Raw genomic sequence first — 12,028 nt, forward strand, 5'->3', positions numbered from 1 at the left:
AGAAAGCTTTTTTGCTGCTTGTTTGGACCCGAGTTCGATTCTCGGCGTCTCCACCAAACAACACCTCAACTCATTGTTAATCAATTTGTTGAGGTTTTTTTTAGTCAACCATTAGTCAACAAAACAAAAATACCTCTTGATTTTCAACGACCACTCCTCAGATGCAATAGCTATATTACACTCTTACAATATACTATATTTCACTTGAATACCCAGAACTTAGAGAATTCTAAAAAAACGCCAAAAATCCCACCTTATTTTACTTTTCCAATACCCCCATATACTTTTTAAGATCGGTTTCCTTTTGAGGAGTTTTCTCTGAAATGTATATATAGGGTAAGATATCTATATATCTAGTAAACCAATAGGCTTCAAAGAGGCGTTAATAACTTTCTAACATTGGGCTGAACATGGCCTTTTTTATTTTCAGATTTTCACTAAATTGATCTTTCAAAAAAGCTAACCAAAGTAAACCCTAATATGAATGAAAACGTTAAGAATTTGTAAATGATAGATTTTATAAGCAAAGTAAGCGATAATATAGCAGAAGCATATTCTGTAAGTATCTTAAATTCAAATTTTTATCTATGCAATGTTAAGCAAATGAATGTCGCAGGACAGAAGCAAATATTACAATTAAAATAGGTAAATATCCAGAACCAACTAGAGTAAACATAGGTCCTGGACAAGCACCTGCTAGTGCCCAACCTAAACCAAATATAATTCCGCCAAACATATAGCGACTAAAGCTTCTCGACTTTGGGTAAAAGTGTATGTTTTCACCATAGAAAGATTTAATTTTAAATCGCTTAATCGATTGCACTACTATGATACAGATTACTAAAGCTGAACCTATAATACCATACATATGAAATGAGTCAAATTTGAACATTTCATAAATACGAAACCACGAAGCAGCCTCAGATTTAAACATTGTGATTCCAAAAAGGATTCCGATAAATAAATATATAAGTGTTCTCTTTTTTTTAGAATATTAAAGGGAAAAGAAAATGAATCAATGTTAGACCTCCTATAAAGAAGCCTATTACAGCAATTAAAGATGGTAATTGTAGATCGCTTAATCCTGATACATAGAACTGTTCTACTTAGTTAAATAAACTTTAAAGGCTTGATTGCTAGCTTTACTTTGGGTTCCATTATTTTTAAAGAAAATATTTTCTTCAGAACTTTCAATACCTCCATATATGTAACCAATTAAAGTTTTTTCTTGTTTTAAACTATTCAAGTTGACAATTTCATTCTCTAAATAGATAGCTTCGTTTGATAATGGAATGAATTCAGCTCCAGACCCTAAAAAGGCTGGCATTTTTATACCTAAATCTTTTTCTACCATCGAACCGTCTTTATTTCTGACAACCATACTTATGGTTTTTACAAAAGGTACTTCGTCATTTTTAACTAATTCACCTCCTTCATCAAATTGATACTGACTTAAACCACCAAAAAAGACAGTCATCATTTCGCTAGTTTGTACATTATAAATTGGTACTTTAGCACTGTGATATTGACTTAGGTATTGATTAAAATCATCATTAACCTTAAAACCAGATGCAGTAACATCAATAGTATTTAGCCAAGGAATGTTGGCGTCATATTGAAAAACACCACTAAACATTGTAAAGCCTTTTGTTAAATCTGGGAAAATCTGCGGTACCATATTATAATCTCTTCTATGAAGGTTTTGAGAGTCTTTTTCTGCCGAATAGTCACTAATTGATAAATTAATACCGTCATCTTCTATTTTAAACTTTTTTATTTCATTGGTGTATTCTTGCGTAAATCCAGGTCCGTGGTCTGGTCCCATTGGATTATATCTCCCTTCAAAATATTGTCCGCCACACAAATAAAAAGTATCGTTTAATAAACCTAGTTGTCCTCCTGTTACTGCAAAGTTAGAGTCTGATATCTGCCTAAAGTAACTAGAAATATTAGAACCTTCTATAACAGCTTTAGAAAGCCCATCAACGTTTATTGCTGTTAAATTTGGGTATGTTGTATGATCGCCTTTAGTATCACTGTAACCATAGCCCCCTATTACATAGAGCGTGTTATCTCTTTGTTGAAATTCTTGATTTGCAGACTGTAATTGTTCAAAAATAGAAGCTGGTAAAACGCTTAAATCAGTTTCCCAAGTTTTATTTGTTTCTGGGTCTATTACAAATACTGAAGTATTATTTTCTTTCTTTAAAAAAGCTTCAAAGGGTCTTCTCTTATGAAGTCCATCTATGCGACCACCTAATATTAGCCACTTACCATCACTAGCCTTACCTAATGAGTAGGATTGAATCCCAGGCGCTTCGTTAATAGAAAATGGTTCTATTTGAATTGTAAACTGTTCTTGTCTAGATGAGCTACAGCTGGCTAGAAAAAGTGTTGTAAAAATGCCAAGAATGATATTTGTTTTCATTGTATGTGTGTATTGTATTATGTGTATAATTTTTATGCTTTCGCGAAAGCGTAAAAGTACCCTTTATCTTAAAAAAAACAGCTAATAACTAGTATCATCTAATTTTACTTTACCGTGGAATGTTTTATATAAAAACAAGAAATAGCCACCTAAAAGAGGCGCTCCAATAAGAACGATAGTAAGCATAATACCCAAAGATTTTTGAGATGCTGCTGCGTTATAAATAGTAACACTATATTTTGGATCTATCGATGATGGTAGTAAAACTGGATATAATTGAACTGCCACTAACATTAATAGAAATGCCATTGTTAATGATGAGAAAATTAAGGCAGTTCCATATTTTTTCTTTGAAATCAACCTAGGGACATTTGCAACTGCTAAAAATGCTAGAACAGGAACTATAAAAAATATAGAGTTTTCTTTAAACCTATCTGTAACACCAGGTAGAAATACAAGAGTGTATAGGGATGTTGCTGCAAAACTAACAATGAAAAAAATCATTCCTTTTTTAAGCAAAAACGTTAATCTTGCGTGTAAACGACCCTCTGTCTTTAGTAATAAAAAGATAGCACCTTGTGTCATAAAAAGCGACACAGTTGTCAACCCTACCATAATAGCATAAGGATTTAAAAATGCAAAAAACATACCTCCTTTATAGCTTAAGTTTTCCCCTATTTCAAGTCCTTGTAGGATATTAGCCAAAACAACTCCTAATAAGAATGATATCAATACATTAGATACAAAATAAATGATATCCCAAGTCTTACGCCACCACAACATTTCTTCGGCACTTCTAAACTTAATAGCTGATGAACGCAATACTAACAACATTAAAAAAAGCATAAATGGTACATACATAGATGACAACATTGTAGCATACATTACTGGAAAACCAGCAAATAATGCGCCACCTCCTATAACTAGCCATACTTGATTTGCATCCCATAAAGGGCCAATGGCATTTATTGCAATACGTCTACTTAAATCTTTTCTAAAGAATAAATGCCACGCTCCAGCACCATAATCAAAGCCTTCTAAAATAGCGTAACCAGAGAATAATAAACCAACAACTAAAAACCAAAGTGTTGGGTAATCTATACCTAAAAAATATTCCATATTCATTTTATTAAATAATTTCTAATGGATTTTCAGCTTCGTCATACGGACCGTGTTTAATCTTTTTGTTTACAGAATAAATAAACAAAAGGAAAAGTATCGTGTACACTACTAAAAATAATATTAATGAAAATAGAATTTGATTAGAGGACACCTCTTGGGAGAAGCCCTCATTGGTTCTTAAGTGACCATATACTATCCAAGGTTGACGTCCCATTTCTGCAGCAAACCAACCTACTTGATTTGCTATTTGAGGTAAAAGCACAGAGAATGCAAAAATCTTGAGTAGCCATTTTTTATCAAATAGTGTTCCACGCCACCATAGAAAACTAGCGTATAATGTGAGTCCTATCAAAAACATACCAATGCTTACCATAATATGATAGAATTGAAACACTGCATTTACTTGGCCTGGTCTGTCTTCTTTTGGAAATGCGTTTAAACCTGTAACAGGTTCATCAAAATCTTGATGTAATAAAAAGGATAAACCACCAGGTAATTTAAGTCCTGTAACTTCTTGTGAATCATCATCTACCCAACCAAATAAATACATATCTGCTGCTCCTTTAGCATCATAATGTCCTTCCATCGCGGCTAATTTTGCTGGCTGATGTTCAGCAACGACTTCTGCAGAACTGTGTCCTGAAAGTAGTTGCGTTAATGAAATTATAGTTGCTAAGCCTAGCGCTATTTTAAATGCTTTTTTAGATATCTCTACGTATCGTCCTTTTAAAAGGTAATAAGCGTGTACACTTAATACTAAAAATGCACCTGCTAGAAAGGCACCTTGCCATACGTGTATAATTCTATCAACACTGGAAGGATTAAAGACCATTTCCCAGAAATCTGTAACTTCTGCTCTTGCATTAAAGCCTTCTCCCACGATATGATAACCTGAAGGCGTTTGCTGCCAACTATTAGCTACAACAATCCATACTGCCGAAAACATCGATCCTAAAAACACGCCTATTGTAGATATAAAGTGAACTTTTGGAGAAACTCTATTCCAACCAAATAGTAACACGCCTAAAAAGGCACTCTCTAAACCGAATGCGAATAAACCTTCAGCAGCTAAAGCACTTCCAAAAATATCGCCTACATACCTTGAGTAAACAGACCAGTTAGTACCGAACTCAAACTCCATTATAATACCTGTAGCGACTCCAATACCAAAGGTGATGGCAAATATTTTTAACCAAAAACGAGTTAACACCTCGTAATGTTTGTTCCCAGTCTTTAAATACATCCCTTCCATTATAACCATTATCAAACCTATACCGATACTTAGAGGTGGGTATATATAATGAAAAGCAATGGTGAAAGCAAACTGAATTCTAGCAAGAATTTCTGTATCCATAATTGTAAAATATTTTATTAACAAAGTTAAAATATAACCCACTTCTATGAGTAACACAGGTTACATATAGCAATATTTTTTTTCTTTTTTTTCTTTGTGTAACCTAGGTGGCTTTTAAAATAGTATTTCAGTTTTATTTTTGTTTTCTTAATCATTTAGCTCTAAATTAATTACCTGTTTATTAAATTTCTATATAAAAAAAGCAAACTTGGTTGAGTAGTTAAATACTGCTTGGTAATTTTATTCTTTTGGTAAATATAATTTCATAGCATTGATTTCTAGCTCGTCTAAATGCCCCATTTTTTGTTCATCCTTTGTAATGAGATGCAAATGGATATAGGAATCGTGATGTGTAAAGACTCCTTTGTGCTCTGTGGAGAAAAAACCTATAACTTCTACGTCCTCATTTTTTAGAACATAATTAGTTTGTACTTGATGCGCTTCATCTGGCGAAGAAACTTTAGTTCCTTCAGGAAGGTTTTGAATATGTATAACTGCTTTAGAAATATTCCCTATTAACTTAAAAGCAAAAGGTCTTTTGTTTTTTATCGTTTTTTCGTCAATGTATTTCTCTACATCTTTAATTGTTCTAATGCTTTGAGGTAATTCAATTTCTTCCCATTTATTTACGTTAGCATAAACAAAAAAAGGTGCCAATACATCAAATTTCTGTTCAACAAGCATAGTAGAATCTGAAGTTACTCTTGAAACATAACTTTTACCATTGTTAATTAATAGTTCGCCTGTGAGATAACTTTCAGGGCCAATTCCATATAATCCTTGTTTATCAGAAATGGAGTCAAGATTTATACTGCTACCTAATTCTCCCTTCCACATTACATTTTTCATTGCGCCGACAATAAGTAGGTCATTGTAATTACTTTTGCCTGTTTTCTTATTTGTCGAATTGCAACTCAAAACGACTAGAGCTAGTAGCCCAAGCATTATTTTATTATTTATCATTTAAACTGGTTTTAAATATTTTATTTTACTCCAAAAAAGAGATAAAACTGTCAGGGTTTTATCTCTTTTTTAATTAACTAATAAAATGGATATAGCATCTAGACATTCTGCCCCTTCATCATCTTATTCCAGTATAAATAAGGAAGCATATATTTTTTAAGCATCCATAATCTCCAGTGCTCTTTAGAGCTATCTTTTATTAAAAGCTGTTTCAACTTTGGGTCTGGTGTAAATTTTCCTGCATAATCAAATTCAGCTAGCACCATTTTACCATAGTCTGTTACAAGCGGGCAAGAAGAGTAACCGTTGTAGGACATTGAGCCGATTTTATTTTGGCTTATTAATAATACTAAGTTATCTACTACAATAGGTACTTGCTTTCGTATAGCAGCTCCTGTCTTAGCAGTAGGTAATGCGGCAACGTCTCCTAAACTAAATATATTTGAGTACTTATTATGTTGCATTGTATGATGGTCTACATCGAGCCATCCAGCATCATTGACAAGATTAGACTCCTTTACAAATTTAGGAGCAACCGATGGAGGAGCGGTATGTAGCATATCATAATGTATTCCGTAACGACCATCTTTTTTAGTCACTTTTACATCTTTATAATTGTATTGAAATGTTTCATCAAGATACTTACCATCGTCATCCCCAGACATAATTACGCATCCTCCAGCTTTAACGTCTTTAGTCAGCTCATACCAAGCAATTTTGTTTGCTCCATCCACTTCAACTAATTTATGGTTAAATCTAAGGTTGATGTCTTTACGATCAACAACCTCCATTAATGTTTCAGCAATCTCTTTTGTTCCAAAGATTACTGTTCCAGCTGTTGCGAAAATTACTTTAGTATTTGATTTTATATTGTTTTTTGCCCAGTGACTCTCTGCTAGGTACATTATTTTTTGTGGAGCACCACCACATTTAATAGGTGTTGCAGGTTGTGTAAAAAGAGCAGTACCGCCTTTAAAGTTTTTTACAACGTCCCAGGTATGTTTTGGATCTGTATAATTACTACAAACCACTCCTTTGTCCATAGCTTCTCCTAGTCCTGGGATTAAGCTAAAATCATAAGCAAGACCAGGCGCAACTACAAGATAGTCGTAAGTGATATCCCCGCTTTTTTCAGTGTGTACGGTATTATTATCTGCATCAAAGCCTTTTGCTTTATCCTTTATCCATTTTGCACCTTTAGGAATTATAGACGACATAGGTCTACCAGTCTTATCATAATCATAAGTACCTGCACCCACTAGTGTCCAAGCTGGCTGGTAGTAATGCGTATCTGCTGGTTCTATTATAGCTATACTGTTAGACTTCCTTTGTTTTAGAAGTTGAGCTGCTGTCATAATACCTGCTGTTCCTCCTCCTATGATTAAAACTTGATAATGTGTTGCCATTTGTATCGATAATTTATTAATTCAGTAAAAATAAAGTAATAAAATTGTAATTAATGTAACCTGAGTTACATAAGACTATTTTTTGTGATAGTATTTGTATACAGTCAGACCATAAAAAGCCTTCAGAAATTTAGTACTCATAACATACTAAATAATCCCCTAGCAAACTAAATATCAGTTCATAGCAGCTGCTTGAATTCTTTTGTTTTGTTTAGCCTACTAAAATCGGATTAGGGGCTATCCGTTTGTCGCTCCTATTAGCTATTTTATGTGTGTTTGTAAAAAGGTAGGGGACACCCCTTTTCAAAAAAGATTTTATATATATTTTAGTTTTACATATACTTTTTTAAAAAAGGGTATACCCTGTACCCTAAAAATCAAGAACAACAGGCCCTAAAAGTGGGTTATCTTTTTCTCTAACACGATATCTGTTGTTCCCATTTGTTTTAATCTTTGTATCCTCTCCTGATGGAGCAAGTTTTTTCAATGCTGAGCCTAACTTACTCTGATTAATGTAAAAACCCAAACAAGAAGAAACATGATCATTAATCTCTCTAAAAGAAAGTCGTCCATCGGGATCAAACTCAAAAAGCTCATTCAAAAAGTCGTCATCTATGCTTTCATACAAATAGTCTTTTCCCATAATTGAAATAGTTTCTAACTGCTTTGTTTCAAATAGAGGAATTTCAACTCCACTGAAACACATACTCCTAATCTGAGACCAAAGCTGAATATACTTTATATTATTTAAAGACTCAAAATTCATTCTTTCTGCCACCTCAAAAATCATATACCTATTCTCCTCTTTATCTCTGAGTAGTTCTCTATGGTTTGTTGTTCCTGCAAAGCTAGCTCGATTTAAAGAAGTCACATTTAGCTCAGTATACATTCTCCTCCTATTCGTATGTGTTTGAGAAATAATACTTCTTAGCTTTCCCTCGTCCTTAATCATGACATTGTTTATATCATCTATCTGAAGAAACAATTTATTTGCTCGAAGGTTTGCAAGCTCTAAGTGATCATTCGAAACTTCTCCCTGAAACTCACTATACAAGTCCAAACCTGAGGCTCCAGTGGCACTCTGAACCTCATCTAACATCCCAAGCTTATGAAAAAAAGTGGTCTTACCAAGTGCTCTAGCCTTACTGTACAATATCAAAACAACCCTCGAAAATTTATTGTAGTGGATTTTAGTATCACTACCTCGCATCGCAAAAGAATAGACAGTGCAAAGCCAGCGGGTTATTAAATCTAAATTCCTGTCAAAGTCACCTGATAAATTCATCGCACCTACGAGAGGCTTCAGTCTATCCTCCTTATCCCAAACCTCTCCATTTAAACGCTGAAGAAAAAGACTAAGCGGAGTAATTTTGGTAATCGATTCAGAGTTTATGATTCTCCTAAAATCACTATCACTCCTATTACTAAGACCAGCATCCTTTAACTTAAGAATGAAATCACCCTCCGCTAGCTTGGTCTTAAAATCTATAATTCCATCTATAAGTCTAAAAATATAACCTGTCGATTCATTTACTGCAACATTAGCAGACAGGTGATTAAGAATAACTTGATTAGAAACTTTGGGCGGAAATCTTTCACTCAACCATTCGTCATCTTGAACAATCAGCTCACTAGTCGTATATTTCCCCCACTCAGAAGCATACCTCCCGTAAGCACCTGTTATAATTGTTTCTATTTCAGAAAGGGGAAAATCATCTTGAATAAATTTAGCTGCATACTTAATAACCTGATCAATGGGTATACCATACCTATTTGCATTACATGAAAACTGAAAGACAAATGAGTTTCTAGATCCATCCATAAAAGTCAAATGCTTGCTTGTAAACTTATAAACTCTATCTAAGTTTTCAGTAAAGTCATCTACCGTTAGATTTAATGATTCCTCTGCTGAAAAAGTAACAGATTCCTTATTGTAGAAAATATTGGGGTCATGAGACAGAAGACATAACCTTGCCATATCTGACGCTTGTGAATCGGAAGGAATACTTAAATAATCATCATAATACCTTTTAACATTTTCATAAGCCTTAGCGTGGTACTCTTTTTGAGTATCGATCTTAATAAAAACCTTTACCCCTTTTCCAGATGGACTTATAAAAGCTGCATGAGTGCAATTTAACTCCTGAACCTTGGCCTTTAAACCATGAGCATCCTCTAATTTATCATAGTCTAAGGATATGAGCTGCGAATACTCTTTTATATTATCATTTGCCCTTGTTCCATGAAACGTTCCGTTAACAGCAAAAGCAGGAAGCGACAACTTTAAAGTACTAAGATTTTTTTTATCAGCAGTTGAAATAGCATCAATAGTCATCTTGAATTCTTTCCCTATTACTTTTGCCACAATTTCATCAAAACTTACTTCAGTGAGCGCCCTATTATCTTTTACGCTTTGGAACAAATTAAACTTTTTTGCAACTCCTTGATTTACGTTTGTATTTATATCCATCACAATTATCTTTTTAGTTTAATAATTGCATTTTCAATATCTACCAACCTGTAATAAACCCTGTTGCCAATTTGATATGGAGTTAGAATCCCTTTTTTACTCCAATTAACTACACTTGTTATGTGTATGTTAAGCATCTTTGAAACATCTTTTCTAGAGAGATAGCGAGTAACCTGCTCTTTGTTTATGTTTTCTTTTACACTCTCAAATTCAGCCTTAACTATTTGGCCAAAAATTGCTTTTAAATCTTCAGTTTTTAACTGAATTAAATTAATCTCACTCATTCTTTCGGGTATTAAAAAAGTTAAACTTTAAAGCCCTAAAAAGTCCTGATGAAAAATTGTAGTTCAACACAATTGATTGTAGTTATAAAAAAAACTATTACATTTGTATTAGTTATAGACCTAACTTCCAGGTAAAAGTCTAAACAACATTAAATCAAGAGTTACTTTTTAGTAGCTCTTTTTTTTGTAGAAAATAATTCTTGATGATTGTAATCTACTGATACAAAGGTCTTAAAAATTATGACCTAAAAAAGCGATTACTTATTCACAAAAAGGGACTAATTCTTAACAATATTAACTTTGTTAAATTACTTACAATCAATTGTTTGTGTTTTTTGTATTCAGTAACTAACTGTTAATCAATCCTATAAAATAACAGCTAAAGTGTTTCCAAAAAATCAACTTTGTGCTTACAGACATCATATTCTAAAGTTATTTACCAGTTAAAACGACCAGCTAACTTTTTAAATCCTTTGCTAATTTTTGCCAAATTTTAGCCAACTTAACACTGTAATCAATTGGCTCTTTACCTATATAAGTCAAAAACATCTGCTCTGTCTTGTGTGCTGTAATATTCATTAGTATAGGAGTAGGATATAATTCTGTTGCATAATGGTTTGAGGCAAAAGACCTTCTACAGATATGTGAAGACACTAACTCATATTTAGGATACATTCCTAAAATAGATCTTTTAAGGGTCTCATCGAACCTGTTTCCTTTTACAACTGAATCTATACCAGATAATTTACATAACTGTTTCAGGTAACGATTGAATAGCGCCATACTGCTGAATAGATTATTCGTAAAGATTGGAGGAAACTCCCCTCCTCGTTTGTCTAAGACTTCCTGCACTTCAAAATGAATTGGAATTTGAACAGTCTTCTTTGTTTTCTGTTGTGTTAACACTATAAAATCAAAGTTTTGTATCCTTTGAATAAAACTAGTATTCATCCTTAAGAGATCAGAAACCCTCTGCCCAGTAAAGCACCCAATGACTAGCCAATCTCTAGCAATCTCATGATTCTCACTTTCAAAATTAGTCTGTTTTATTTGCTCTATCTCATCCAAGGACAGGATTACTTTTGGCGCTTCTATAGAAAACCCTAAAAAATTTTTAAGCTGACCACTGACCTTAAACCCGTTTTTTTCTGCATCAAGACAAATACTCTTTACAAACTTCAAATATCTTCCAATAGTATTATCACTCAATCGATCAACTGTTTTAAAGTAATTCATTAAACCAATTCTGAATTTCAGATCAACATCTGTAAGTTTTGTTTTTACTTTGCGATGCTCATCATAAGCAATTAGCTTATTCACAATCGTTTGGTATTTCTTGGAGGTAGCTAAAGAAACCCCAACCTTTTCAGACTTGTTATTTGTCTTGTACTTTAGATTCTTTATAAAATGCTCACCATATTCGGTAAGGTAATCAAGTGAAACAATATCAATCTTATTAAAATGAAAATCAATCTTAGAATTTAGCCAATTACCATCAATTAAAACTCCTAAAGAGTTTGCTACATTAACTTGATCTAAAATAAAGTCACTTAATTTTCTTAGTTCAGAAGCAAGGTTTTTATTTTCAGCTGTCGTTTGTTTTGGATAATTTTTTTCACTCCAGTTCTTAGGATTTATACTTAGGGTTGTTTTCCTCTTAAAAGTATTATTCCTCGCCAAAGAGAGTCTTAAGTATATAGGTGCGTTATCAGATTTACTTTGAAGTAGAAATTTTACAGTTGCCATAATAGAACATGTTTTAGTACAACAAATTTAGTGATAAAAAAATTCTAGTCAACATCTAGTCAACATTATCTCTATTTAATTCATCTTCATGCTATCCTATTCATCTTCTAAAAACCTTTTAAAAATCATATATAGGTTGAAAATATTAAGGAATCACTGATTTTAAAGGGTTTGTAAGCACACCCTAAAAGAGCTATTCAAGTCTCGGCGTCTCCACTATTTTATTCCCAAGAATAATTTTTTATTTTTGGGAAT

Annotated in this window: 9 protein-coding genes; all 9 read right to left on the reverse strand. The window is 33.0% G+C overall.

Annotation, left to right across the window (positions count from 1 at the left end; all coding sequences use genetic code 11):
- Nucleotides 1-595 precede the first annotated feature (595 nt).
- The 9 genes from ACFDSN_RS09955 to ACFDSN_RS09995 all read right to left on the reverse strand — a co-directional run bounded on the left by ACFDSN_RS09955 (nt 596) and on the right by ACFDSN_RS09995 (nt 11,773).
- Nucleotides 596-970 (reverse strand): DUF6691 family protein, encoded by a 375-nt coding sequence (locus tag ACFDSN_RS09955; RefSeq protein ID WP_375239710.1) that lies wholly within the window; start codon nt 968-970, stop codon nt 596-598.
- A 132-nt stretch (nt 971-1,102) separates the two neighbouring features.
- Nucleotides 1,103-2,428, reverse strand: a complete 1,326-nt coding sequence (locus tag ACFDSN_RS09960) for a hypothetical protein (RefSeq protein WP_375239702.1) — start codon at nt 2,426-2,428, stop codon at nt 1,103-1,105.
- A gap of 81 nt (nt 2,429-2,509) precedes the next feature.
- Nucleotides 2,510-3,547, reverse strand: coding sequence for a cytochrome d ubiquinol oxidase subunit II (gene cydB, locus ACFDSN_RS09965; protein WP_375239703.1), 1,038 nt, complete (start codon nt 3,545-3,547; stop codon nt 2,510-2,512).
- Between the two features lie 10 nt (nt 3,548-3,557).
- Nucleotides 3,558-4,904 carry a cytochrome ubiquinol oxidase subunit I gene (locus tag ACFDSN_RS09970; protein WP_375239704.1) on the reverse strand — a complete coding sequence of 449 codons (1,347 nt, stop codon included), beginning with the start codon at nt 4,902-4,904 and terminating at the stop codon, nt 3,558-3,560.
- A gap of 240 nt (nt 4,905-5,144) precedes the next feature.
- Nucleotides 5,145-5,753 (reverse strand): acetolactate decarboxylase, encoded by a 609-nt coding sequence (locus tag ACFDSN_RS09975; protein ID WP_375239705.1) that lies wholly within the window; start codon nt 5,751-5,753, stop codon nt 5,145-5,147.
- A 212-nt stretch (nt 5,754-5,965) separates the two neighbouring features.
- On the reverse strand, nt 5,966-7,273 hold the full coding sequence (locus ACFDSN_RS09980; protein ID WP_375239706.1) for an FAD-dependent oxidoreductase: 1,308 nt from the start codon (nt 7,271-7,273) through the stop codon (nt 5,966-5,968).
- A gap of 370 nt (nt 7,274-7,643) precedes the next feature.
- Nucleotides 7,644-9,743 carry a BT4734/BF3469 family protein gene (locus ACFDSN_RS09985; RefSeq protein ID WP_375239707.1) on the reverse strand — a complete coding sequence of 700 codons (2,100 nt, stop codon included), beginning with the start codon at nt 9,741-9,743 and terminating at the stop codon, nt 7,644-7,646.
- 5 nt (nt 9,744-9,748) lie between these two features.
- Nucleotides 9,749-10,027 carry a helix-turn-helix domain-containing protein gene (locus tag ACFDSN_RS09990; RefSeq protein WP_375239708.1) on the reverse strand — a complete coding sequence of 93 codons (279 nt, stop codon included), beginning with the start codon at nt 10,025-10,027 and terminating at the stop codon, nt 9,749-9,751.
- Nucleotides 10,028-10,483: 456 nt separating this feature from the next.
- A complete protein-coding gene (locus ACFDSN_RS09995) occupies nt 10,484-11,773 on the reverse strand; it encodes a phage integrase SAM-like domain-containing protein (protein WP_375239709.1) in 1,290 nt (429 codons plus the stop codon).
- Between the last annotated feature and the right edge of the window lie 255 nt (nt 11,774-12,028).

It is taken from the genome of Aurantibacter sp., from assembly GCF_042094015.1.
Lineage (GTDB): Bacteria > Bacteroidota > Bacteroidia > Flavobacteriales > Flavobacteriaceae > Aurantibacter.